Source organism: Frankia canadensis (genome assembly GCF_900197875.1).
Taxonomy (GTDB): Bacteria; Actinomycetota; Actinomycetes; order Frankiales; family Frankiaceae; genus Frankia; species Frankia canadensis.
Window position 1 is genome coordinate 11,981 of record NZ_FZMO01000113.1, and the last position, 24,348, is coordinate 36,328.

At 72.5% G+C, this 24,348-nt stretch carries 23 protein-coding genes; 12 read left to right on the forward strand and 11 right to left on the reverse strand.

Annotation, left to right across the window (positions count from 1 at the left end):
* Positions 1 to 235 precede the first annotated feature (235 nt).
* Together C1A33_RS11815 and C1A33_RS11820 are read left to right on the forward strand one after the other, a co-directional pair.
* Positions 236 to 766, forward strand: a complete 531-nt coding sequence (locus C1A33_RS11815; RefSeq protein ID WP_101831561.1) for a hypothetical protein — start codon at positions 236 to 238, stop codon at positions 764 to 766.
* 228 nt (positions 767 to 994) lie between these two features.
* Positions 995 to 2,164, forward strand: a complete 1,170-nt coding sequence (locus C1A33_RS11820; protein WP_101831594.1) for a YihY/virulence factor BrkB family protein — start codon at positions 995 to 997, stop codon at positions 2,162 to 2,164.
* An 84-nt stretch (positions 2,165 to 2,248) separates the two neighbouring features.
* On the opposite strand, the gene C1A33_RS11825 is transcribed toward C1A33_RS11820, so the two are convergent.
* Both C1A33_RS11825 and C1A33_RS11830 read right to left on the reverse strand, forming a co-directional pair.
* Entirely contained in the window at positions 2,249 to 2,662 is a 414-nt protein-coding gene (locus C1A33_RS11825) for a hypothetical protein (RefSeq protein ID WP_101831562.1), read from the reverse strand.
* A gap of 18 nt (positions 2,663 to 2,680) precedes the next feature.
* Positions 2,681 to 4,030 (reverse strand): DUF4331 domain-containing protein, encoded by a 1,350-nt coding sequence (locus C1A33_RS11830; protein WP_243407451.1) that lies wholly within the window; start codon positions 4,028 to 4,030, stop codon positions 2,681 to 2,683.
* 405 nt (positions 4,031 to 4,435) lie between these two features.
* Between C1A33_RS11830 and C1A33_RS11835 the strand changes: the two genes are divergently transcribed.
* From C1A33_RS11835 to C1A33_RS11860, 6 genes are all read left to right on the forward strand, one after another.
* Positions 4,436 to 5,848, forward strand: a complete 1,413-nt coding sequence (locus C1A33_RS11835; RefSeq protein WP_243407452.1) for a tetratricopeptide repeat protein — start codon at positions 4,436 to 4,438, stop codon at positions 5,846 to 5,848.
* Positions 5,845 to 7,605 carry a nickel/cobalt transporter gene (locus tag C1A33_RS11840; RefSeq protein ID WP_101831564.1) on the forward strand — a complete coding sequence of 587 codons (1,761 nt, stop codon included), beginning with the start codon at positions 5,845 to 5,847 and terminating at the stop codon, positions 7,603 to 7,605. Before C1A33_RS11835 ends, C1A33_RS11840 begins: the two co-directional genes overlap by 4 nt.
* A gap of 47 nt (positions 7,606 to 7,652) precedes the next feature.
* Positions 7,653 to 8,186 (forward strand): RNA polymerase sigma factor, encoded by a 534-nt coding sequence (locus C1A33_RS11845; RefSeq protein WP_243407453.1) that lies wholly within the window; start codon positions 7,653 to 7,655, stop codon positions 8,184 to 8,186.
* Between the two features lie 107 nt (positions 8,187 to 8,293).
* Positions 8,294 to 9,427 (forward strand): maleylpyruvate isomerase N-terminal domain-containing protein, encoded by a 1,134-nt coding sequence (locus C1A33_RS11850; RefSeq protein WP_101831565.1) that lies wholly within the window; start codon positions 8,294 to 8,296, stop codon positions 9,425 to 9,427.
* A 260-nt stretch (positions 9,428 to 9,687) separates the two neighbouring features.
* Positions 9,688 to 10,095 carry a hypothetical protein gene (locus tag C1A33_RS11855; RefSeq protein WP_165818341.1) on the forward strand — a complete coding sequence of 136 codons (408 nt, stop codon included), beginning with the start codon at positions 9,688 to 9,690 and terminating at the stop codon, positions 10,093 to 10,095.
* On the forward strand, positions 10,092 to 10,319 hold the full coding sequence (locus C1A33_RS11860) for a helix-turn-helix transcriptional regulator (protein ID WP_101831566.1): 228 nt from the start codon (positions 10,092 to 10,094) through the stop codon (positions 10,317 to 10,319). The genes C1A33_RS11855 and C1A33_RS11860 overlap by 4 nt, the downstream gene beginning before the upstream one ends.
* 191 nt (positions 10,320 to 10,510) lie before the next feature.
* Here the strand turns inward: C1A33_RS11860 and C1A33_RS11865 are convergent, their stop codons facing one another.
* Positions 10,511 to 11,116 (reverse strand): NADAR family protein, encoded by a 606-nt coding sequence (locus tag C1A33_RS11865; RefSeq protein WP_101831567.1) that lies wholly within the window; start codon positions 11,114 to 11,116, stop codon positions 10,511 to 10,513.
* A gap of 133 nt (positions 11,117 to 11,249) precedes the next feature.
* Positions 11,250 to 11,705 carry a hypothetical protein gene (locus C1A33_RS11870; protein WP_101831568.1) on the reverse strand — a complete coding sequence of 152 codons (456 nt, stop codon included), beginning with the start codon at positions 11,703 to 11,705 and terminating at the stop codon, positions 11,250 to 11,252.
* Positions 11,706 to 11,938: 233 nt separating this feature from the next.
* Between C1A33_RS11870 and C1A33_RS11875 the strand changes: the two genes are divergently transcribed.
* Together C1A33_RS11875 and C1A33_RS11880 are read left to right on the forward strand one after the other, a co-directional pair.
* A complete protein-coding gene (locus C1A33_RS11875) occupies positions 11,939 to 12,559 on the forward strand; it encodes an RNA polymerase sigma factor (RefSeq protein WP_101831569.1) in 621 nt (206 codons plus the stop codon).
* Positions 12,560 to 12,562: 3 nt separating this feature from the next.
* Entirely contained in the window at positions 12,563 to 13,549 is a 987-nt protein-coding gene (locus C1A33_RS11880; protein WP_101831570.1) for a maleylpyruvate isomerase family mycothiol-dependent enzyme, read from the forward strand.
* A gap of 122 nt (positions 13,550 to 13,671) precedes the next feature.
* Here C1A33_RS11880 and C1A33_RS11885 read toward each other — a convergent pair whose 3' ends face one another.
* From C1A33_RS11885 to C1A33_RS11900, 4 genes are all read right to left on the reverse strand, one after another.
* Complete coding sequence (locus tag C1A33_RS11885; protein WP_101831571.1) at positions 13,672 to 14,331, reverse strand: methionine ABC transporter permease; 660 nt, start codon at positions 14,329 to 14,331, stop codon at positions 13,672 to 13,674.
* Positions 14,324 to 15,436, reverse strand: a complete 1,113-nt coding sequence (locus C1A33_RS11890) for a methionine ABC transporter ATP-binding protein (protein WP_101831572.1) — start codon at positions 15,434 to 15,436, stop codon at positions 14,324 to 14,326. The genes C1A33_RS11885 and C1A33_RS11890 overlap by 8 nt, the downstream gene beginning before the upstream one ends.
* A gap of 11 nt (positions 15,437 to 15,447) precedes the next feature.
* Entirely contained in the window at positions 15,448 to 16,416 is a 969-nt protein-coding gene (locus C1A33_RS11895; protein WP_101831573.1) for a MetQ/NlpA family ABC transporter substrate-binding protein, read from the reverse strand.
* Positions 16,417 to 16,771: 355 nt separating this feature from the next.
* A complete protein-coding gene (locus C1A33_RS11900; RefSeq protein ID WP_101831574.1) occupies positions 16,772 to 17,557 on the reverse strand; it encodes a helix-turn-helix domain-containing protein in 786 nt (261 codons plus the stop codon).
* Positions 17,558 to 17,604: 47 nt separating this feature from the next.
* On the opposite strand from C1A33_RS11900, the gene C1A33_RS11905 reads away from it, so the two are divergent.
* Positions 17,605 to 18,540 (forward strand): TIGR03564 family F420-dependent LLM class oxidoreductase, encoded by a 936-nt coding sequence (locus C1A33_RS11905; RefSeq protein ID WP_101831596.1) that lies wholly within the window; start codon positions 17,605 to 17,607, stop codon positions 18,538 to 18,540.
* A gap of 72 nt (positions 18,541 to 18,612) precedes the next feature.
* Here the strand turns inward: C1A33_RS11905 and C1A33_RS11910 are convergent, their stop codons facing one another.
* The 3 genes from C1A33_RS11910 to C1A33_RS11920 are packed head-to-tail and all read right to left on the reverse strand — an operon-like array spanning position 18,613 to position 22,327.
* The gene (locus C1A33_RS11910) at positions 18,613 to 19,986 is read right to left on the reverse strand and encodes an LLM class flavin-dependent oxidoreductase (protein ID WP_101831575.1); all 1,374 of its coding nucleotides are present in this window, start codon (positions 19,984 to 19,986) and stop codon (positions 18,613 to 18,615) included.
* The gene (locus tag C1A33_RS11915) at positions 19,983 to 21,350 is read right to left on the reverse strand and encodes an LLM class flavin-dependent oxidoreductase (protein ID WP_101831576.1); all 1,368 of its coding nucleotides are present in this window, start codon (positions 21,348 to 21,350) and stop codon (positions 19,983 to 19,985) included. Before C1A33_RS11915 ends, C1A33_RS11910 begins: the two co-directional genes overlap by 4 nt.
* Positions 21,347 to 22,327, reverse strand: a complete 981-nt coding sequence (locus C1A33_RS11920; RefSeq protein ID WP_101831577.1) for an LLM class flavin-dependent oxidoreductase — start codon at positions 22,325 to 22,327, stop codon at positions 21,347 to 21,349. Before C1A33_RS11920 ends, C1A33_RS11915 begins: the two co-directional genes overlap by 4 nt.
* A gap of 484 nt (positions 22,328 to 22,811) precedes the next feature.
* On the opposite strand from C1A33_RS11920, the gene C1A33_RS11925 reads away from it, so the two are divergent.
* Positions 22,812 to 24,317, forward strand: a complete 1,506-nt coding sequence (locus tag C1A33_RS11925; RefSeq protein ID WP_101831578.1) for an ABC transporter substrate-binding protein — start codon at positions 22,812 to 22,814, stop codon at positions 24,315 to 24,317.
* The last annotated feature ends 31 nt before the right edge of the window (positions 24,318 to 24,348 follow it).

The window sequence follows — 24,348 nt, forward strand, 5'->3', positions numbered from 1 at the left end:
TGTGCCGCCGGACGCCGGCTGGGGGCACCGAAATCCGGCTACGTTTTCCCCGGCCCGGTCGATCGGGGGCGGCCGGGCCGCCCTGATCGCCGTCTCGGTCACGCCGGGCGCCGAACGTCGAGGACGAGTGCGGCGCGGGGAGACGTCACGGCGACCGGCCAGATCTCTCACCTTCTCTTCATGCTTCGGGGGAGCAATGATTCGCATGCCTGCTCGACCGAGTTCGGCGCCCGTCGTGGGCCGTCTGACTCGGGGCACCGTCGCGTTGGTGGCGCTGCTCGCGGCTCTGGTGACAGTGGCCACCACCACGCCGGCCGATGCCGCGACCCGGTCCTGTTCAGGCCTTTCGGGGGATGGCTCCTACTCGCACCCCTACCGGCTCGGTACCGTCCGGGGCAGCATCGTCATCCGTCGGTGCCCACCGCTGATCTCAGGCGCCGGATACAACACGGCCTACTTCTCCTTCGCGCTGTCCTCGACGGCGCGGCCGACCTCCTATATCGGCGCCCGCTTCACGCTGGGACGCAATACCCGGTCCGCGGTGAATCCCCGCCTGCTGCGAGGCGCTCTGACCGTGATTCCCTCCAGCGCGGCGGAGTGGACCGGCTCCGGCCCGAACTACACCGGCCGTTACCTGTACCTAGCCCCGCTCGCCAGCGGCGGCAACCTGCGGGCCGGCGGGTACACGCTGGCCGTGGGGAAACTCGACAGCCCGCTGCGGTCGACCTCCACGCCTTCCTACGACCTGGTCCTCAAGATCCGCTGACCTGTCCGAGAGCCGATCCCACCCGACCAGAACGGCGTCGCGCCAACCATCGGCGCGGCGCCGTCTCTCGATGAGCCGCGAGATCGGGCAGGAACGCCTGCCTCAGGTGACCTCACGCCTGCCGACGGTCTCCGCCCATCGTCGAACTGGGCCCGGCCGGTCCAGGCTGTTCAGGGATCTTGGCGGTCGATGCGGTTTCGCCTGGGACGGCACGGTAAAAGAATGGTCATGGCTGCGAGCTGGCGACGTCGTCGACGCGAGAGGAAGCGGGCGGCGGCGAGCGCCGAGCCGCAGGATCTCACCCTCCATACGGCACCGCCGGCGCCCGCAGTCCTGGCCGCCCCCGGCAAGGGGCCGGCCGGGCGGCCGGCAGCGGCGTCCGGTGAAGGCACCGTCACCGGGGTATCGGCCGAGCTCGAGCGGCAGCCGCAGCTGCGGCCGCGGTCGTGGTTCGCGGTGCTGCGCCGCACGATCGGCGAGTTCCGCGGCGACGAGCTGCCCGACCGCGCGGCCGCGCTGACCTACTACGGCGTGCTCGCGGTCTTCCCCGCGCTCCTGGTGCTGGTCTCGACGCTCGGGTTCATCAGCCAGTCGGCGGCCGACACCATCCTCACCAACGTGCAGCAGCTCGCGCCGGGTTCGGCCCGCGACATCCTGCGCGACTCCGTCACGGGCATCCGCGCCAGCCCCGGTACCGGCAGCGTCCTCGCCGCGGTTGGTCTCGTCGGTGCGCTGTGGTCGTCGTCGAGCTACATCGCCGCGTTCATCCGGGCGGCGAACGTGGTCTACGACGTACCCGAGGGCCGTCCGGCCTGGAAGGTCGTGCCGTTGCGGCTGGCCGTCACGGTGCTGCTGGTGATCCTGCTCGCGGCCTGCACCGGCATCGTCGTCATCTCCGGCGGCCTCGCCGACCGGGTCGGCGACGTGCTCGGGCTCGACGTGCACTCGCTGCACGCCTGGTCGTACGTGAAATGGCCGATCCTCGCCGTGCTCGCGTCGATGGTCATCGCGTTGCTGTACTGGTCGACGCCGAACGTGCGGGGGCCGGGGTTCCGGTGGCTGACGCCGGGCAGCGCCCTCGCCGTGACGCTCTGGCTCGCCGCGTCCGCCGGCTTCGCGGTGTACGTGGCGAACTTCGGCTCGTACAACAAGACCTACGGGACGCTCGCCGGCGTCATCATCTTCCTGGTCTGGCTGTGGCTGTCGAACCTGTCAATCCTGCTCGGCCTGGAGCTGGACGCCGAGATCACCCGCGAGCGGGCCCTGCTGCGCGGCGTGCCGGCACACACCGAGCTGTACGCCCAGCCCCGCGACACCCGCACCTGGCGCCGCCGACGCACCCCCGGCGCCGGACAGTCCCACCAGCCAGGGCAGGCGCTCTCCCGCGAGACGCCGTGAACCGGCCGCGCTCGCGCATCGCCGCGGGCCGGTTCCCCGGATGACGGGCGGGGAACCGGCGGGCTGACGGCGGGGCGGGGGCCCTCAGGTGCAGCGGTCGACCAGGTGCCGGGTGCTTGTCGTCACCTCCGTGAGCAGGGCGGGCTGATAGGTGCCGGCGTCGCTGCGCAGCCGCAGGAAGCCGACGGCGGTGGTCACCCTCTCAAGGTCGGCGACGTACTCGCCGGCCGTGTCGAGCTGGCTGTACAGCTTCTCCTGGGACGGGACGAGCGCGCGGGAGAGCGTCGCGATCCCGTTCGGGCCGCTGTGGTCGGCCTGGGCGAGACGCAGCGTCTCGATCAGGTCGGGGGCCAGCTGCCGGCAGATGCCGGCGGTGAACGACGCCGCCTGGGGCAGCGGCGGCGCGGGCGGCGGGCCGTTGTCCGCGCAGCCCGCCGCCGCGGTGGCGAGGACGGCGATCAGGACAGCGGCCACGCCGGCGCGCGGAAATCGATTCATGGTGTCACCGCTCGTCGGTCAGTTCGATCCGGAGGTGGGCAGGCCGACGTAGGGGAACCAGCCCCGGAAACGCACGTCGGTTCCGTTCACCCCGTCGCCGAGTCCGGCGACGGCGGCCGGCGGGTTGGGCAGCAGGGCGCCTTCGACGGCCTGCAGGGAGATGTCGAGGACATCGTCGCCGAGGCGGCGTCCGTTCGGGTAACCGGCCTTGTCACCGCCGAGGACGCCGAGGCGGTTGGGTGCCGCGGTCGGTGGGATGGACATGTTCAGCCGCAGCTGCTCGGACGGCGCGATTCTCGCCCGGTCGGCGTCGGCGTTGAGGGTGTGTGCGTTCAGGTCGACGCCGACGTTGTCCTTGCTCACCCCGGTCAGGAACACCGCGGTCAGATCTCTGCGCGGGGCCGCCGGCGCGGGAATCCTGTAGATGGCCTGGATCAGCTTCGGCAGTTCGGGGTCGGTGACGAACTTCAGGAACTGCGCGTCGGTGCTCGGCGTGGAGGCGTTGAAGCGGTCCTTCTGGCCCACGGGTACGACGACCTCGTTGACGAGCGGGGAACCGAGCCGGGACACCTGCGACCAGCCGCCGAACGACATCCGCTGGCCGGAGCCGCCCGTCGGGCCGAGCAGCGCGGCGCCGCGGCGCTGGGTGCTGCTCCACACGCCGATCACCGGATTGCGCTTCTCGTCGCGGCGCAGGGCGAGCTCCGACCTGGGTACCTGCAGCACGATCGAGTTCACGTTGAATCCGGCGAGGGTGTCCTTGCCGACCTCGGACAGGTTGGCGCCGTAGAGCAGGTCGAACACCCGCAGGTCAACGAAGAACGGGTCGTCGGCCTGCCCGGCGAACGTCTTCGCGCCACCAGGCAGGGTGCGCAGCGTGGAGGTGCGCAGCGCGAGATAGTCCGGCATGGACGCGTTGCCGACGAACGACGGCGCCACCGGCACCTTGTCGGCGAGGGTGGTCGTCTTCCCGCCGGCGATCCGCTCGAGCCGGTAGGTCTGGCGGAAGTTCAGGTCGGGGTCGTTGAACGAGGTCACCTGCCCGGTGTTGTACAGGAACGTGTTCGGGTTGCGGTAGCTGCTGGTGAACGTCCAGCGGAAGGTGATGTCGGGCTTGGCGTCGCCGTCGTTGTCGACGTGGATGTCGTACTGGGCGTCGGTGGCGAACGGGTAGAAGTTCGGCCCGCCGGCCGGCTTCTGGAAGGGCGACCAGTTGGCGACGAGCGTCACGGACTTCGGGTCGTCCGGGCTGACGAAGGCGTAGGTGTCGGTGTTGTCGACCGTCGGGTCGGCGCTGATCAGTGGTGCCTCCCGGTGGCTGGACGCCTCGGCGGCGGTGGGCACGGCGGCGAGCGTGGCGGCCGTCATGCCCACGACCAGCGCGCCCGCGCCGACGATCCGGCGATGACGGCTGCGGCACCGGCGCGGCAGCCAGGCCCGAGGCGGACGGTCTCTGACGGCGCCTGGAGCGGGGCCAGCGCCGGCAGTGGGGCCAACGCCGGCAGTGGGGCCGGCCCCGGGCGTCAGTTCTCTCATGGTTCTCCCTGGAGTGGGGACCGGCCCTCGGGCGCGGTCTCGGTGATCGCCGATGGTTCGGCGCCGCGGGCGACCCGGATGTGTCGGATACCCGACACCCTTCGGCGCGGCCGGCGGTGATCCGTGCGCCGCCGCGGGCCGAACAACCGATGCCTGGCTGTCGGCCTGGCCGGTGGCCTGGCCGGTGACAGGCGGACATGGACGCGGACACGGGAGGACGGCCTTGGGATGGCGGTCATGACAGGGCTGCGGAGCACCAGGGCGCGCCGGATGCTGACGTTCGCCGTCCTGGCGGCGGTGCTCGGCCTGACGGGCAGCGCCGTGACGGTCAGCCGGCCGGAGGTCCGACTGGCCGCCACGTCCGCCGATGCCGGTCACGTGCCAGCGGCGATGACCGGACCCGCGGCTGGCCGCACGAGCAGCTCGGCGGCGCGCCTCCGTCCGGCTGAGCTGACGGACCAGACTGACCCGGCGGGTGCGTCCGTCGCGGGTCTGCAGGACCGGCTTGGACGGGTACCGCGGGACTGGACGAGCTGGGCCGCGCTCGGCCTGGCCTACGTCGAGCAGGCCCGGCTGCGCGGCGATCCGACCTCCTATCCGCGCGCGGACGGCGCGTTCGCCCGTTCGCTGGCGCTGCGGGCGGACAACGATCCCGCGCTCGCGGGACGGGCGGCGCTCGCCGCGGCGCGCCACGACTTCCCCGCCGCGCTGCGCGACGCGGACCATGCCCTGGCCGCCAACCCGTACAACGCGACCGCGCACGGCATCCGCTTCGACGCCCTCGTCGAACTCGGGCGCTATCCCGAGGCCTGGCAGGCCGCGCAGGCCGCGGTCGATCTCCGTCCCGATGTGGGATCCCTGGTCAGGGCCGCGTACGCGGAGGAGCTGCGCGGACAGACCGACGAGGCGGCCAGCCTGCTGCGCCGTGTCCTCGCCGACGCCACCTCCCCCGCCGACATCACGTTCGCCTCCTTCCACCTGGGGGAACTGGCTCGCCAGCGCGGCGACCTCGACGGCGCGGCCGTCGCCTACGCGACGGGACTCGCCCACGACCCGTCGTCGGTGCAGCTGCTGGTGGGACGCGCCCGGCTGGCCGCCGCCCGCGGGCAGACCACCGCCGCCCTGGCGGACTACGGCGTCGCCGCGACCCGCAGTCCCCAGCCGTGGATCGTCGCCGAGTACGGCGAACTGCTCGAGGCGTCGGGCCGGCCCGACGAAGCGAGACGGCAGTACGACCTGGTGCGCACCACGGCGGCACTGTTTCGCGCCCAGGGCGTCGAGGTGGACGTCGACCTGGCGCTGTTCGAGTCCGACCACGGTGATCCGGCCGCGGCACTGGCCGCGCTGACGCCCGCGCCGGGCGCCGCACCGCATCGCGCCGGCGTCTTCGTCGACGACGCGCGCGGCTGGGCGCTGCACCGCCTCGGCCGGGACCGTGAGGCGCTGGCGTCCGCGAACGCGGCGCTCGCGCTGGGGCTGCACCGAGCGCTGTTCTCGTATCACCGCGGCGAGATCCGCGCCGCTCTCGGCCAGCCCGCCGGGGCGATCACCGATCTGCGCTCGGCGCTGGCCATGGACCCGCATTTCTCCCCGCGGCACTCCCCGCGGGCGCGCACCCTGCTCGCCTCCCTCGAGGCGGCACGCCGATGAGCCGGGAACCGCGTCCGCGCCGGCGCCTGGGCCGTGCCGGTGTGCTGGCAGTGGCCGTGGCGGTGTTCGTCCTGACCGCCGGCGGGTCCGCGTCGGCGCATCCGCTGGGGAACTTCACCGTCAACACCGCCAGCGTGCTGCGGGTGGGCGTCACACAGATCCGCGTGGACGTGGTCGTCGACGCCGCCGAGATCCCGACCGCCCAGCTGCGCCCGGACGTCGACCGGCTCGGCGCCCAGCGCTGGCAGCGGGCCGAGTGCGCCCGCACCGCCGGTCAGGCTGCCCTGGCCCTCGACGGCCACCGTCTCGCCCTGGCCGTGACCGGCACCTCGGTCACGTTCCCCGCCGGCGCCGGCGGGCTGGCGACGACCCGCCTGGTATGCCGCTACGCCGCCACCACGGCTCCTGCTGCCGGCGGCACGGCGGGGGCGGCACGGACGGTCCGGTACGCGCTGACCGCCTACACCGATCGGATCGGGTGGCGGGAGACGGTCGCCCTCGGGGACGGCGCGACGGTGATCGCCTCGGACGTTCCCGACCGCTCGACGACCGCGCTGCTCACCCGGTATCCCACGGATCCCCTGGCGCGCGGCTCGGACGTCACCCGCGCCAACGTCACCGTGCGCCTCGGCGGCCCGCCGGCCCCGGACCTGATCTCCGGCCCCCCGGCCAGCACCGCCGACACGTCCAGTACAGGGCAGCGCGGGCCGGCTGACGCGACTGCGAGCCGACGGGTGGGCGGCGGATTGTCCGGCTGGTTGGACGGGTTGGTCCGGCGCACCTCACTGTCCCTCGGCGTCGCTCTGCTCGCGCTGCTCGCCGCGGTCGTGCTGGGCACGGCGCACGCCTTCGCCCCCGGGCACGGGAAGACGGTGATGGCGGCCCGGATCGTCGGCGGTTCGGTGACGCGCCGGCAGCTGGCCCTCACCGCCGCGGCGGTGACCCTCACCCACACGTGTGGCGTGCTGGTCCTCGCGCTCGTGCTGTCGGCGTCCAGCGGCTTCGCGCCGGAGCGCGTGTACCCCTGGCTCGGCGTGGCGAGCGGGCTGCTCATGGTCGGCGTCGGCGCGGGCCTGCTGCGCTCACGCCTGGCCCGCGGCTCCCCCGGCCTCGACCTCCCCGGCCACGAGCACCCCCACCGCGACCACGACCACCCCGACGACCACGACCACGACCACCATCCCGAGCACAGCCATCCCGAGCAAGGCCATCCCGAGCACAGCCATTCCGGCCACGACCATCCAGGCCGGGACAACGGCCACACCCACACCCACGATCACGGCCGTCGCCATGATCACCGCCACGCCCACGAGCACAGCCACACGCGCGGGCACAGCCACACGCGCGGGCGTGGGCGTCGCGAGGGGGTCGCGCACGCTCACGGGGGGCGTTGGCATACGCACCCCGCCGTGACGGAGGCGCCGTCACTGCGTGGGCTGGTCGCCGCCGGGTTCGCCGGTGGGATGGTGCCGACGCCGTCGGCCGTGATCGTGCTGCTCGGGGCGGTGGCGCTGGGGCGGGCGTGGTTCGGGGTGCTGCTGGTCCTGGCCTACGGCACTGGGATGGCGGTGACCCTGGTCGGCGTGGGATTCCTGCTCGATCGCACCATCATCCCGCTGCTGCGCCGGGCGCAGGCCTTGGTCCCCGGGTTCACCGCGAGCCTGCGCTGGGCGCCGGTGGCGAGCGCGGCCGTAATCATCATCGTGGGGGCAGCCGTGGCTCTGCGCGCCGGTGGTCAGGTTCTCCCTCCCCCATGACCCGCGTTGATCGAACGACGGCGGCCCCCTGCGTTACTATCCCGATCGTGCGTGATCCGGCCAAACCGGCAGAAGTCCCGCACCCGGCCGCCTCGGCACGCCCATCACCCGCGTCGCCGCCACCTCCGTCGTCCTCGGGTGGCGAGATCGTCGAGTTGCACGGCCGGCTGGTATCCGGTGATCCTGCGGCGCTCGCTGAGGTGCACGAGCGCTACGCTCCCTACCTGCTCGCCGTCGCCATGCGAGTGACCCGGGACGCCCATGCCACCCGGGATGTGCTGCAGGAGGTCCTGGTCGCCTTCTGGCAGCATCCGTTGCGTTTCGATCCGTGCCGCGGCGAGCTGCGCACCTGGCTCGCGGTGCTCACGCACCGGCGTGCCGTCGACTGGGTGCGCCGGGAGACCGCGCGGCGGCCCACCGAACGGGTCGCCCTGGCCCTCGTCGAACGCGCCGCCGAGGCGCCGGCCGACAGCGAGCTGCTCGCGCGCGAGAACACGGCCGCGGTACGCGCCGCCGTCGCCGCACTCCCCCCGCAGCAGCGTGAGGTGGTGCAGCTGGCGTACTACACGCGACTGACCTAGCGTGACATCGCGCTGCGGCTGGCCATCCCCGAAGGAACCGCGAAGTCCCGCATGCGCGCGGCTCTCACTTCCCTCGCCCGCGCTCTCGCCGCCCAAGGAGTCTCCCCGTGACGCCGGACCCACCGGAGGTTCCCGCCGGCGGTTCCTGTGTCGGTGATCTGGTGGCCGCGTACGTACTGGGCGCCTGCACGGCGGCCGAGGCGGATGTCGTCGAGACGCATCTCGGCCACTGCGCGACCTGCGCCGCCGACGCGGCCCGTCTCCTGCCAGCCGCGCTGCCGTGGTCCTCGGGGACGGCCGTCACCGCCGGTCCGCACGACCTTGAGCCGCCGATCGACGGCCCCGGCTCGCTCACCGACGTCCTCACCGCGGCGCTCGCCGTCTGGCCCTCCGCCCCCGGCTTCGATCTGGCACCGTCCAGCGGTCCCGCAGGACCGGCCCGCGGAGTGGGTGCGGCGTGCTATGGGAACCGGGTCGGCGCGCTCGATCGGGTGTTGATCGAGATGGCTCCCGACCTGTGGTCACGCCCGGCCGCCGTCGGCTGGTCGGTCCGGGAGCTGATCCTGCACCTCTACGCCGTAGACGGACTGCTGCTCGACGCGCTGAGCGGGCACGCCGCGACCGACGACGACCCGCTGACCCGAACGCTCGCCGTCCACGACCACGCCCGGGACTGGCCCATCGAGGTCGTCTGGCAGCGCTGGTACGAGCGGGCCGGGCGGCTGTGCACCGTTGTGAACCACTCCGGGCGGAACCCAGCGGCGTGGGTGGTGACGGTAGGCCCACTGGCAGCTCCGGTGAACGATCACCTGATCGCCCGCGCCTTCGAGACCTGGATCCACACTCGTGACGTCGCCGCGGCCGCAGGCCTGCACCCCCCGGACCCCGGCGGGTTCGACCTGCACGCCATGGCCGACCTCTCGCTGCGGCTGCTGGCCTCCCCCTGGGCGGCCACGACCGCCGCACGCACCGGACGGAGCACCGACGCGGCGCTGCACGTCACCCTGACCGGCCCGGGCGGCGGCAGCTGGACGCTGGACCCCGTGGGCGCCCACGAGGCGGGGGTCGCGCCAGGTCCGGCGCGGCCAGGCAGCGGGGGCGTGCTGAGTGCGGGCATCGTCGAGTTCTGCCTGGTCGTCGGCGACCGGCTACCCCCCTCCGCGCTGCCCCGGCGGACCGCGGGCGACGACCAGCTCGCCGCCGATCTGCTCGCTCTGGCTCCGAGCCTGTCCGGTCCCTGAGCACTCGGCTCCCTGACAGAGGCTGCCCCGCGCCGTACGGGACATGCGCACCATCAGGTCGCTGCTGGAGGGAGCCGAAGCCGAAGCCCTGCGCGCCATCGGCATCGACGTGTCCGGCGTCCTCAAGCCGCCTTTCCCCCATGCTCCCCGCGCCCGCGGGTTCCCTGCGCGGCTCGGACTCCCGGAGGAGGTTCGAGCCCGGGGCACCCGAAATGGAAAGCCTGCTTTACTAGATGGAAAGCCAGCTTTACACTTGACCCATGGCTGACGAGGCTCGGCAGGACAACGTGACACGCGACGCCCGCAGGGCGATCATGATCGACGGGATCCCGGTGTCCCTCCTCGGGATGATCGCGCTGGCACTGGGCAGCTCCCCCGACCCGAGCAGCGCCGAGAAGGGCTGGTGGCTCGGCGTGACCGGCGCCTTCACCCTCTCCGTCGCGTGGGTCCTGGTGCGGGCCTTCAGCCGCGCCGACGAGTACCAGCGCAAGATCCAGCTGGAGAGCATGGCGATCGCCTTCGCCGCCGTCCTCGTGGGCCTTCAGGCCGCCGTGCTGCTCGACGCCACCGACATCATCGGGCTGCGCCCCCTCAGTGAGGCGATCGTCCTCGGCGGCGTGGGGATCTGGTTCACCATCGCGGACCTGCGCACCCGCCTGCACCGGTGAGGAACCGGCTACGCACGCTGCGAGCCGAGCGCCACTGGAGTCAGGCCGACCTGGCCGACCGATGCCAGGTGTCCCGGCAGACCATCAACGCGATCGAGACCGAACGGTACGACCCCGGCCTGCCCCTCGCCTTCACTCTCGCCGACATCTTCGACCTGACCATCGAGGAGATCTTTTTTCCCGACCGTCCCCAGGGCCCCACCGACCCCGGCACGCGCCGCTGACGCGATCCGGCTCCGCGGACTTCCCAGGTGGATGTGGGTGCGCGCGCTGGGATCCCTCGCCGCGCCCGCCTGCCCCGAGAATGTTCGCCGCCGGTCGCTCTGACCTCGACGAGTATCGCGATGTCCGCTATATCCGCCGGAATCGGAGCCACTTTTAGCATGACCCGCGTACGGACGTACCGGGCACGGCATCAGGATCGCAGCATCGCACGAACATCCATGAGCGCGAAGCCGAGAAGGTTTAGACCAGGCCAGTCGGCGGGGCGGGTGGCACGTGGATCGCCGGCCGACAGACCAATTCCCCAGACTGCATCCAGTGGGCTCGCCTCGACAAGAACATCGTCGCCCGTGGCAAGCAGAAAGCCACGCAGCCGGTCATTCTGGGCGAACTTCGCCAGGTTGCCCGCCACGACAATCTCGTAGCGATGCCGCTCCCAGATCGCCTCGTCGAAGCCGCGAACGCGGCGGCCAAGCGCCTTCGCCCTGCCCGGATCCGGCGCGGCGAGGATCGTTTCCAGGGCGTCATCGTCACCGAACAGCCGCGCCTTGCCAGCCATCATGAAATGCTCCGCCGTGGCGTATCGTCGCTTGTCGACGGTGAACGCCGAGGCGAGCCACTGACTCAGACAACTCGCGCCGACCCCGCCACCAGCCGCCGGCCGGTGGCCCCAGAAGAACCTGAACGACAACGCCACACCCTCGAACTCCGCCTGGATCAGATCCTCCACGGCACGGGGATGCACGGGCTTTCCCGGTGGCACCGGCTCTTGCGGCTCGCTGATCACAAGCGGAATCATGCCATGGGAACCGCCTGGCCAGACCCCGGCTACCCCAGGGGCGGAAGATCACCTAGGTCCCAGCCAGCATCATCGTCGACCAGCCGGGCTCGTTCGGAACCCGACTGGGTGACGAGATCGGACGATGCGCGGGCTACGGGCAGCTGGTGGTTGACTCGGCGTTGGTGCAGGTGTCGTAGCCGTCACGGCCGTCGATGGTGTCGTAGCCCGTGCCGCCGTTGAGGGCGTCTGCCGCGGTGGAGCCGAAGATGAAGTCGTCGCCGGGGCCGCCCATCACCGACAGTCGATAGGTCGGGAAGCTGTCGACGCTGACGACCTGGTCGTCCCCGTCACCGAGGCAGATGGTCACGTTCCTGACTCCGGGGAAGATCCGCACGACGTCGTTGCCGCCCTTCGCGGACACGACGGCATTCGAGACCGGGTCGAGGATGTCCGGGCCGTTCGTGCCCTCCAGCGTCGCGGTGAGGCTTGCGCCGGTGAACTGGTTGACGCAGCTGTCCGCGGCGCGGGCCGGTCCGGCGAGCACGACGGCGGGAACGGTGGCGGCCGCCGCGAGCGAGAGGGCGACGGCGATTCTGCGAAGACGCATGTGTGGTGTCCCTTGTCCGTGCGTCAGCTCCGCGGCTGACGTCACCAGGGGGTTCGTCGGATGCCGCGGCGCCGGATGGATTCTGTGGGATCAGCGACGTTCGTCATCCGCCAGCCGTCGCCCGACGAATACGCGCGGAGGGAGCGTGGCCGCACGACGTTCGGCCGGCGAAGGAGACCGATCGATGGCGCTGTGCCACCGACCGGTCCGCCTGCGGCGTCGCGCACGCTACGATGATCTCCCTTCTGGGGGTGGGGGTCACGGTGGCAGGCGAGAGCACGGCGCAGGTGGTCTCACCGGTCTGTTCCGACGCGGACTGGCATGGTCGGCTGGTTGCGGGGGACGAGTCCGCGCTGGCCGAGATCTACGGTGCGTTCGCGCCGCTGGTCACCGCGGTGGCGTTCCGGGTCATCCGCGATCCCGACGCGGCGGCGGACGTCACCCAGGAGGTGTTCGTCCAGTTCTGGCGCAGCCCGCTGGTCTACGACCCCGGCCGGGGAAGCCTGCGGGCGTGGCTCGCGCTGCTGGCGCATCGACGGGCGGTGGACTGGGTGCGCGCCGAGCAGCGCCGCCGTGGCCTGCCGCTGGCCATCGCCGAGCGGGCCAGCGACGTCGAGGCGGTTCCCGTGGACGAGGTCGTCGTGGACGCCGAGACGGTCGAGCGGGTGCGCCGCGGGGTGCGAGGCCTGCCGAGTGCGTTGCGAGTGGCGGTGGAGCTGGCGTTCTACCAGGGCCTGACCTACCGTCAGGTCGCCGCCGAACTGGGTATTCCGGAAGGTACGGCCAAATCGCGCCTGCGGTTGGCGCTGCAGCGGCTGGCGCGGTGCCTGGCCGACGAGACAATCGAGGGGTGAGCCGTGGCTGACGACTACGAGTCCATGCTGCTCGCCGCGCTGGCCAGCACCATCCCGGCGCCCGGCGGCGCCGATGTCCCGAGCCTGGGTGACGGTTCGGGTATGGGCGGCCAGTCTGCCCCGCCCGGGCCGCCGCCGGTCGGCGCGCTGCTGGCGGCGGCGCGGGCCAGCCGACCTCCGGTGCCCGAGGTTCCCGCGTTCGCCGCCTCCTTCCGCGCCGCCGCGGGCATGCTCGACGCGGTGCTGGCAGGCGTCGACCCCGCGCGTCTGACCCGTCCCAGCCCGGTCCTGGACTGGTCTCTCGGCGACCTCGTCACCCACCTGGCCGCCGGCTACGCGCAGCTGACCTGCGCGCTCGGAGCCCCGACGGAACTCCCGGTGGCCGCCGAGGCGGACCTCGAGAGCGCGACCCGCGCGGTGCTGGCCTGGACCGCCGCCGAGCGCACCCTGCCCGAGCGGCGAGCTCTGTGGTGGGATGCCGTCACCACGCTCGCCGCCGCGTTGCGTGCGCCGTCCGCGTTCCCGGACCGGGTCCTGCAGGTGGCGGGCCATACGATGCCGGTCGCCGGGCACGTGGTGACGCGAGCCTTCGAGACGTGGATCCACGCGCGGGACATCGCGCTGGGCACGGGGATGCGCCTGCCCGACCCCGCCGGCGAGGTCATCGGCCCCATGGCCGACCTCGCGGCGCGCACACTCGCCGGTCTCGCCGCCCGGAGCCCCACGCGTGGCCAGGCGGGCACCGTGGCGCTGGCGCTGACCGGTCCCGGCGGGGGGTCCTGGCTGGTGCGGTTGGGGGCGCCGGCACCGAGCGGCGGGATCGAGGCGGCCGGCGACGGTGTCGACGCCGAGCTGACCGTCGACACGGTCGCGTTCTGCCTTCTCGTCAGCGACCGGATCGCCAGGCCCGACCTGGACGTCGTCGTCGATGGCGACGTGGCTCTGGCCGAGGACCTGCTCGCCCTCGCGCCGGCCCTGAGCGGACCCTGACCTGGACCCAGGTCACCGTGCCGGGGGCAGGTGACAGTCATTCGCGGCATGGACGACCTCGATCAGCGGATTCGCCCGCGCGGCCACCTCGGACCCGGGGCATCCGGTCCGCGGTGCGATGATCAGCGGCGCAGGGCGCGGCGGGCCAGCCAGCTGCCGAGGAACTGCCCGGCCTGCACGAGGACGACGATGGTCGCGACGGAGATGTAGACGATCGGCCAGTTGTACCGCTGGGAGCCGTAGGTGATGGCGAAGTCGCCCAGCCCGCCGCCGCCGAACAGTCCGGCCTGCGCGGACATGTCGACGACGGCGACGAAGATGAACGTGTAGCCGAGGATCAGCGGTCCGAGCGCCTCGGGGATCAGCACGGTCAGCAGAATGCTGATCGGCCGCGCCCCCGCGGCGCGGGCGGCCTCGACGACGCCCGGTTCCACGGTGAGCAGGTTCTGCTCCACGATCCGGCTGATCGCGAACGCGGCCGACAGTGACAGCGCGAACGTGACCGCGTTGGTGCCGATGGTCGTGCCGATGGTGTGCAGCATGAGCGGCTGGATCGCCGTCAGGAAGATGACGAAGGGAATCGGGCGCACCACGTTCACCAGCACGTTGACGATCAGGAACGCGGCGCGGTTCGCGAACAGGTTGCCCGCCCGGGTCGCGTACAGCACCAGGCCGAGAACCAGGCCAAGCGCGCCGCCGGCCACCACGGAGATCGACACGATGAACAGGGTCTGCCGAATGGCCTCCCGGTAGACCGCCAGGTTGTCGAGAAACTCATGCATTCCCGGCCGGCTCCTCCACGACGTCGACGCCGTCCGCGCGCAGCGCCGCGAGCGCGGCATCCACCGCCGCGTCCGCGCCGCTGAGCTCGAAGGTCAGGCTGCCCGCGGGCCGGCCCTGGAGCTCACGGATGCCACCGAAGACGACCTCCGCGGCCACCTGGTGTGCCAGGAAGACGTGTGCCAGGCCGGGCCGGGCGCCGCCCCGCTCCTCTGCCCGTTCGCCCTCCCCGTCCCCCTCCCGCACGCGCACCGTCACCAGCCGGCCGCCGCCTGGCCCGGACCGCAGCCGGGCCAGCGTTGCCGGCGAAGGCCGTTCCCGCAGGTCGGTGCCGATGAGGCGGGCCGCGGCCGTCGTCCGCGGGCGGGTGAAGACGTCGTAGACGGTGCCGGTCTCCACCACCCGCCCGACGTCGAGGACCGCCACCCGGTCGGCGAGGGAGCGGATGACGTCGAGCTCATGGGAGACGATCACGATCGTGACGCCGAGCTCGCGGTTGACCTGGCCAAGTAGCGCCAGCACCTCCCCGGTGGTCTCGGGGTCGAGCGCGCTGGTCGCCTCGTCGACGAGCAGCAGCGACGGCTCGGTGGCCAGGGCACGGGCGATGCCCACCCGCTGTTTCTGACCGCCGGAGAGCCGTTCGGGATGGTCGTGGGCACGATCGAGCAGCCCGACGAAGGCCAGCAGCCGCGCCACCCGGCGGTCGCGCTCGGGCTGACCGACCCCGGCGACCTTCAGCGGGTAGGCGACGTTGCCGGCGACGGTCCGCGACCGGAAGAGGTTGAACTGCTGAAAGATCATCCCGGTGTCGCCTCGCGCCTCCCGCCGGCCCCGCTCGTTCAGCGCGCCAAGCTCGCGCTCCCCGAGGTACACCCGGCCCGAGGTGGGCGTCTCCAGACCGTTGATCAGTCGCAGCAGCGTGCTCTTGCCGGCCCCGGAGGAGCCGATGACGCCGAACACCTCGCCGCGGCGAACCTCGAGGCTGACGTCGTCGAGCACCACCACCGGCGCGGCGCGCCGCCCCCGGCCCGGGAACGTCTTCCCGACCCGCTCCAGCCGAACATGGATCTCCGCCCGCGCATCGGCAGGCTCGGCGGGGACCGACATCGGCGCCGCGCCTAGCCTCGCGCCGCTGCGGCCTGCTTCTCCACGGTCGCGAGTTCCGCCTGGAGCCGCGGGGCGGGCACCGTGCGGAACACCGCGACACCCCCGTTGGCCTTCTGCACCCCCGCCTCCACCGACGGGTCGTGGTAGAGCGCGGCGAGGGCCAGGTAGGTCTCGTCGTTCTTGTCCTCGTCGCGGGCGACGAAGATGTTCACGTACGGCGCCGCGCTGGCGCCGGCCGGGTCGTCCTGGTAGATCGCGCCCGATCGCGGCAGCTTGGCGCTGGTCGCGTAGTTGTTGTTGACGATGGCCGCGGCGACGGAGCCGCTCTGCAGCGCGCCCGCGGTCTGCGCGGCGTCCAGCGTCACCACGGTGACCTTGTGCGTCTCGATGTCGCGGGTGGTGGAGAAGGCCGAGCCGCCGTCCTTCAGCGTCAGCAGGCCGGCCGACTGCAGAACGAGCAGGCCGCGCGCCTCGTTGATCGCGTCGTTCGGGACCGCCACCTTCGCGTCGGCGGGCAGCGCCGAGGGCCTGTCGTACTTCAGCGCGTACAGCGGCAGCGGATAGACGGCGGTGGCGCCGATCGGGCGCAGGGTGTCATGCGCGGTGGCGTTGTAGTTCGCCAGGTACTGGATGTGCTGGAACTGGTTGAGGTCGAGCTGCTTTTCCCTCAGCGCCGGATTGGGCTGACTGTAGTCGTTGAAGTTGACGTACTTCACCGTGACGTCCAGCCGCTTCTTCGCGAGGTCGGCGAACGTCTTCCAGTACGGCTCGGACGCGTCGACGACGCCGATGCGCACCGTCTTCGATCCGCTCGAGCCGCCGGTGAAGGCCAGAACCAGACCGACCACCAGCGCCGCGACCAGCACGACGGCGGCGGAGACGATCCAGGGCAGGCGCCGTCGACCCGAACCGCTCGGTGGCAGAACCGGATCGACCGGAGCCTCACGCGGATTGTTCTCACCCGCGGACGACGCGGACATGACTCCTCCAGAACGCTCAGGAGCACGACACGGCACAGCGACACAGCGACACAGCGACACAGCGGGCTCGCCGGGCGCGGGGCGCGGCTCGCGGTGGCCTGCGGCGGGCGTGCGACAACGAGGTCGGCGAAACGCCGTCACCGAAGGACGGAAACCCTCGGTGGGCAGGGGCGACGCGGAGGCGTCAACGACACAGGCAGCTGGCGACCCGAACGTGATCGACCGGGCGTCGACTCGTCAGCAGAGCTGCATGCACGGAACAGACCTTAGCAGGTCGAATCCGGCGGAGAATCCGAATTTCCAGGACATCGCGGCGCACCGGAACAATGTTTCGCGAGGGTTGCAGCCGGAATGGTCAGCGCACAACAGGCCCCGACGGTGCCACAACCAGGATGGCGGTCTCGGCCTGGCCGGTCGGGTGCAGCAGATGGGCTGCCGCGGGTTCGCCGGCCAGGTCGAGGTGCGGGCGGCCGAAGGCGCCGATGCCCCGGCAGTTCCACAGCGGTTCCAGCATCGGATGGTCAGCGCGCAGGAGCGCGCTGATCTCGGCGATGCGCGGGTCGCCGGCGTGCAGGTCGGCCGCCATGCGGAACTGGCGCGCGACCGACCGCAGCAGCCCGGTCGTTCCCGGCGCGTGGGCGAGTAGGCCGAGCACATGCCGGCGCGCCGGTTCATGCTCGGACGGGTCACCCAGCAGCTGCTCCCAGGACGCGTTGGTGGCGAGGACGTCGAGCCGGTGGTCGAGCAGGGCGGCGGGGCCGCCGGGCCAGCTCGTCACGAGCGATTCCAGGTCGCGCAGCTGCTCGCCCGGCGGGGTGAGCGCCGGCGGCTCGGGCGCGCTGAGCCGGCTCAGGTGCCGCCGGCCTGCCCCGTCGAGCCCGAGGACGCGGCCGACGGCGTCGAGGACCTGCCGGGACGCCGCCACCCGGCCCTGTTCCAGGCCGGTGTACCAGGTGAGGCTGACCCCGGCCAGCGCGGCGAGTTCCTCCCGGCGCAGTCCGGCGACGCGGCGGCGCTCTCCGGTGGGCAGTCCGACGCTGGCCGGTTCGATCAGCGCCCGGTAGGCCCGCAGGCAGGCGCCGAGCTCGCGACGCCGGGCGGCCACCGCGGCGCCGTCGGGTGTCACTCCCACTGCCACCATCTACAGACTCCTGGTTCGTGTGCCCGGCAACGGCGATGCTCGGCGCCATGATCCGTATCGGTGTCAACCTCGCCGCCGGCCTGGGCACTCCCGGGACCGGCAACCTCGTGGACGATCTCACGGGCGTCGCGCGGACGATCGCGGCTGCCGGCGTGCGTACCGTCTGGCTGCCGCAGGGCTACGGGTACGACGCGCTGGGCGTGCTGACGGCGATCGCCCGGCAGGTGCCCGACATCGAGCTCGGCACCTCGGTCGTCGTCGTGCAGCCGCGTCATCCGCGGGTGCTGGCCGCGCAGGCGCTGACCGCGCAGGCGGCGGCGCACGGACGTCTCACCCTCGGGCTCGGGGTCAGCCATCCGGGCCTGCTGGAGGTCTACGGCCAGCCGTTCCACCGGCCGGTCGCCGCGCTGCGCACGCATCTCGACACGCTGCTGCCGATCCTGGCCGGGCGCCGCGTCCCGGGTGCCTCCGGGCCGGGATCGGACGCCGCCGACAGCGCCGTGCCCGGCGCGACGGATCGGGTTCCGGTTCTGCTCGGCGCGCTCGGCCCCGCGATGCTGCGGCTGGCCGGGGAACGGGCGCAGGGGACGATCACCTTCCTGGCCGGGCCGCGCACCATCGGCGAGCACGTCGTTCCGCTGATCAGCGCCGCGGCGCGGGAAGCAGGTCGGCCGGCGCCGAGGGTGGTCGTCGGGCTTCCGGTGGTGGTGACGTCCACGCCGGACCGAATCCGCGCCGAGTTGAACGCCGCCTACGGTGATCTCGCCCGGCTACCGTCCTACCGTGCGGCGCTGGACCGGGACGGCCTCGCCGAACCGGGGGCGATCGCCGTCGCCGGCGACGAGGACACCGTCGTCGACCAGCTGGCGGCCTACGCCACGCTCGGCGCCACCGACGCGCTGGTCAGTCTCGTCGGCACGGCGGCCGAACGCGCCCGGACGCTGCGCCTCCTCGGCGCCGTCGGATCGACGCCGCACGCCTGATGTCCCCGGATCCGGGTTGACGTGGACGTGGACGCGATGTCCGACGTGGACGTCGGCCGCTGGCGCCTGGCATCAGCGGGAGGTGCCCTCGGTCGCCGGGTGGGGGCTCGACCAGCGGCTGGGCGGGCGGGGCAGGCCGAGGGTGTCGCGCAGGGTGCGGCCGGGGTAGTCGGTACGGAACAGGCCGCGGCGGCGCAGTTCGGGGATCACCTGGGTGGCGAAGTCGTCGAGGGGGTCGGGCAGGTAGGGGAAGATGACGTTGAAGCCGTCGGCGGCACGTCCGGTGAACCACTCCTCGATGTGGTCGGCGATGGACTGGGCCGTACCGGTGATCGTGCGCGTGTCGCGGGCGAGCTGGGCGGCCAGCTGGCGGATGGTCAGCCCCTCGTCGCGGGCCCGGTGCAGCAGGTGTGCCTGGGCGCTCTGGCTCTGGTTGGACAGCGGCAGCTCGGGCAACGGGCCGTCGAGTGGGTGCGACGCCAGGTCCACGCCACCCAGCCAGTAGGCGAGGTCGGCGAGGGCGACCCGCGGGTCGAGCAGTGCGCTGAGCCGGTCGAGCCGGTCCTCGGCCTCCGCCTTCGTCGCACCGACCAGCACCGACAGGCCTGGCAGGACGATGACCTGGTCCGGGTCCCGGCCGGCGGCGGCGGCGCGTGCCTTGAGGTCGGCGTAGAACGCCTGCGCGCCGGCAAGGTCCGGGTGGTGGGTGAACACGACGTCGGCGACGGAGGCGGCCAGGGACACGCCGGTGTCGGACGAGCCGGCCTGCACGATCACCGGACGGCCCTGCGGCGGGCGCGCGATGTTCAGCGGCCCGCGCACGCGGAAGTGCCTGCCCTGGTGGTCCAGCCAGTGCAGCTTCGTCTCGTCGAAGTACAGCCCGCCGTGCTGGTCGTGCAGGAAGGCGTCGTCGTCGAAGCTGTCCCACAGGCCGGTGACGACGTCGAAGAACTCGGCGGCACGTTCGTAGCGGACCTCGTGGTCGACGTGGCGGTCCAGGCCGAAGTTGCGCGCCTCGGCGTCGTTGAGGGAGGTGACGAGGTTCCAGCCGATCCGCCCGCCGCTGAGATGGTCGAGGGAGGCGAACGTGCGGGCCAGGTGGTAGGGCTCGGTGTAGGTGGTCGACGCGGTGGCGATCAGGCCGATGTGGCTGGTGGCGGTCGCCAGGGCGGCGAGCAGCGTCGTCGGTTCGAAGGAGTCGTTGACGACGCTGACCCGGCGCAGCACCTCCTGGTCGGCGAACGGCACGCCGACGAGGTCGGCGAAGAAGATCGCGTCGAACCGGGCCCGCTCCGCCGTGCGCGCCAGCTCGACGACGTGGCGGATGTTCACGCCCGCGTCCGCGACGCTGTCCGGGTGCCGCCACGCGGCGAGGAACTCCCCCGGCGGCTTGAGAAAGGCGTTCAGGTGCAGCTCGCGCCGCGCGGCCGGCCGTGACGCGCTCACCGCCCGGCCACCTCGGCGGCGCAGGGCCGGGAGGGTCCGGCGGGGCGGCCTGAGGGGCGTCGCAGGCCCAGGTGACCGCGCAGTGTCGTCTCCTCGTACTCGTGGCGGACCAGGCCGCGGCGGCGCAGTTCCGGGATGACCTGGTCGACGAAGTCCTCCGCCGAGCCGGGCAGGTAGGGGAAGCTGACGTTGAACCCGTCGGCGGCGCGTCCCCGGAACCAGGTCTCGAGGTGGTCGGCGACCGACTCCGGGGTGCCGACGACCGACGAGACGGCGGCGAAGCGCAGCGCCAGCTGGCGGATGGTCAGGTTCTCCCGGCGGGCGAGGTCCAGCATGAGCTGCTGGCGGCTCCTGCTGCGGTTGGTGACGCCGATGGCGGGCAGCGGCCCGTCGAGGGGGACGCCGCTGAGGTCGAGGTCGCCGATGTTGTCCTGCACGAGCCGGCGGGCGACGTCGTCGTGGATGAGGTCCTGCAGCTCCTCGAGCCGGGCCCGCGCGGCCGCCTCGCTGCTCGCCACGTACGGCGCGAGCACCGGCCAGACCAGCACGTCGTCGGGGCCTCGGCCGTGCGCCGCCGCGCGTGCCTTCACGTCCCGGTAGAACCCCTGGGCGCCGGCCAGGGACGTCTGGGCGGTGAAGACGACCTCGCCGTGGCGGGCGGCGAAGTCCCGGCCGGTCTGCGAGGACCCGGCCTGGAACAGCACCGGGTGGCCCTGCGGCGGCCGGGAGATGTTCAGCGGCCCGCGAACCCGGAAGTGCTCGCCCTCGTGGTGGGGCGTGCGCAGCCCGGCGGGGTCGTAGTAGCTGCCGGCGGCCTTGTCGCGGACGACCGCGCCGTCGGCGAAGCTGTCCCACAGCGCCCGCACGACGTCGACGAACTCGTCCGCCCGCCGGTAGCGCAGGGTGTGGTCGAGGTGGGTGTCGCGGCCGAAGTTGCCGGCCTCCAGCGGGACGACGGACGTCACGATGTTCCAGCCGGCTCGCCCGGCGGAGAGGTGATCGAGGGAGGCGAACCTGCGCGCGACGTGGTACGGCTCGTTGTAGGTGGTCGTCGCGGTCGCGACCAGGCCGATCCGCTCGGTCACGGTCGACAGGGCCGCGAGCAGGGTGAGCGGTTCGAAGTGCTCCGCGCGGGCGGTGCGACGCAGCGAGTCGAGGTCGTGGCCCCAGATCGCGACGACGTCCGCGAGGAACAGCGCGTCGAAGGCGCCGCGTTCGAGGGTCCGCGCGACCCGGATGTGGTGGTCGAGGTCGAGCTGGCCGTCGGGCCGGGCGAGCGGGTGCCGCCAGCCGGCGATGTGCCCGCCGGAGCCGTGCACCAGCGCCCCAAGCGTCAGCCGCCGCGGCCGCTCATCCCCGCTCACCGGTGTGCTCCGAGTGCGGCGGGCAGCGCAGCCAGCACGCCGCGGGAGCGCAGCAGTGCGGCGGCCCCCTCGGCCAGGTGGTAGGCCTCCTCCAGATGGGGCTGACCGGAGAGGATGAAGTGGTCGACGCCGAGCGCGTGGTACTCCTCGATCCGCTCGGCGACCTGCTCGTGGCTGCCGACGATCGCGGTGCCGGCGCCGCCGCGGACCAGCCCGTAGCCGGCCCATACGTTCGGGTAGACCTCCAGGCGCGCGCGGTCGCCGCCGTGCAGCGCGGCCATCCGGCGCTGTCCGACGGACTCGCTGGCGGCGAACACCGCCTGGTGCGCGATGATCCGCGCGTCGTCGAGCCCGACGAGCAGCCGGTCCGCCTCGGCCCGCTCCGCGGCGGGACTCGCGCCGCCTAAGAAGACCGGCGGCGGCCCCCACGGTGTCACGTCGACACTGGCGTCGCGGACCTGGTAGTGCTGGCCGGTGTAGGTGAACGGCGGGTCCGCCGCGGCGACGCCGCGCAGCACGGTCAGGAACTCGGCGGTGCGGGAGTAGCGCTGGTCGTGGTCGAGGTGGTCGCCGAGGCGGCGCTGCTCGGCCGAGTCGCCGCCGGTGACGATGTTCAGCAGCAGACGACCGCCCGAGACGCGCTGGAAGGCCGCCGCCTGGTGCGCGGCCAAAGTCGGCGAGATCAGGCCCGGCCGAAAAGCGACCAGGAACCGCAGCCGGCTGGTGACCTGGGTCAGCGCGGCGGTCACGATCCAGGCGTCCTCGCACCACAGCCCGGTCGGGGTGAGCACTGCCTCGTAGCCGAGCTGCTCGGCGGCGCGGGCGATCAGGGCCAGGTAGTCGATGCTCGCGGAGCGGGACCGGCCGCCTGACCGCGCCGCGGCGGCCGAGCCCTGGTGGGGTTCACCGTCCCCCGAGCCGACGATGCCCCGGTCGTCGCCGTTGGTGGGCAGATACCAGTGCACATGCGCGGGCATGGCCGCAGGCTCTCCTCGGATACGGGTGCACAGGACCGGAAGAATGCACGCGGACGCTTTTCCGGCCGTTCTGGGTGCGTCGGCACGACCCGGTGAGCGTCGCACCGGCGAGCGGCCGCCGTCAACCAGCCGGCGTATTTCTACGAAAGCACTGCCATAATATTTCCCAACAGTGGCAGCCCGACACTCCAGGAAATTCCGCCGCTCGCGGCGGCTTATGCGCGGTATGCTGCGCGCCATGCAGCCGCCATCCGCGGGCCGTCGCTGTAGCTAGCGCCGCCAGCTCCCTTTCCGCTGTCGCGATGGCAGGTAGTTCCCCCGTGAACACCGCCTCCATCCTGCATTTTTCCGTCCCGCCGACCACCCTCGTACCTGCCCTGAACCCGCATTCCCGCCACCAGTTCGGCACCGCACAGGGAGGACACTGCGTATGAAGGTCGGATCCCCCTGGCCGACACGGGGAACGCGCCGGCGACCGCCGGTGATGACGTCCGTCGCGGCACTCACGGCGGCCGTCCTGCTTCTTCTCGGCGCCTGCGGCGGTGGCTCGGGTGGCGCCGGAGCCGGAGCCGGCGCGAAGGGCACGGATCCGGCAGCGACGGTCACGATCGGGCAGATCCTCGAGCCGAGCACGCTCGACATCACCCGGGGCTCGGGCGTCGCGATCGCCGACGTCCTGCAGAACAACGTCTACCAGGGACTGCTGCAACGCGACGACACCGGGACGATCACCCCGGCGCTTGCCAGCGGCTACCAGGTCTCCCCCGACGGCCTGACCTACACGTTCACCCTGCGCCCAGGCGTCCGTTTCCACGACGGCAACCCGCTTACCGCCGCCGACGTCGTCTCGTCGCTGACCGCCGTCATCGCGCCGGGCTCGACGAACCCGAACGCGGCGAACCTGGCCTCGCTCGCGTCCGTCGCGTCCCCCGACCCGGGCAGGGTGGTGCTGACGCTGCGCCACCGCGACACGAACTTCACGTTCTGGCTGACCACCGCCGCCGGGGTGATCCTGCGGCGCGGCGCGACCGACCTCGCCGCGACGGCCAACGGCACCGGGCCGTTCCGGTTCGCCTCATGGCGTCACGGCGACAGCATCACGCTGGCCCGCAACGACGGCTACTGGGGCGCCCGGGCCGGCGTCGCCAAGGTCGTCTTCCGCTACATCACGGACCCGAACGCGCAGAACAACGCGGTGCGGACCGGCCAGGTCGACATCGGCGCGATCGCCGACGCCGACCTGATCAACAGCTACCGGGGCAATCCGGACTTCGTCGTCGTCCGAGGCACCACCACTGACAAGTTCACCCTCGGCTTCAACGCGGCGCGCGCGCCGCTGTCGGACGAACGGGTCCGGCACGCGCTGCGCCAGGGCATCGACAAGGACGGCCTGATCAAGGTCCTCGGCACGGGGGTGCGGATCGGCGGCGACGTCCCGCCGAGCGACCCCTGGTACGAGGACCTGACCGGCATCGACCGCTACGACCCGGCGCACGCGAGGGCACTGCTCGCCCAGTCCGGCCATCCGCGCGGGCTGAAGCTGACGCTGACCGTGCCGACGATCTACCCGACGTCGATCGCCGAGTACGTCGCCTCGCAGCTGCGCCAGATCGGCGTCGAGGTCACGATCCGGCCGGTGGAGTTCTCGACCTGGCTGACCGACGTGTTCGCCCACCATGACTACGACCTGAGCATCGTCGACCACGTGGAACCGCGCGATCTCGGCAACTACGCCCTCCCGGCCTACTACTGGGGCTACGACGACCCACGCACCCAAGCCCTCTACCAGACCGGCGTCCAGGCCTCGTCCGACAAGGACCGCGACGACAGCTTCCGCGCGGTGGCCAGGCGCGTCTCGCAGCAGGCCGTCAGCGACTGGCTGCTGCTCGGCGAGTCCCGCCAGGTGGCCAGGAGCGGGATCCGCGGCTATCCGGCGAACAACACCTCGCAGATCTACGACGCCTCGAAGATCGTGGTCACCCGATCGTGACGCGGTTTCGCACGCCGCCGCGGCCCGGGGT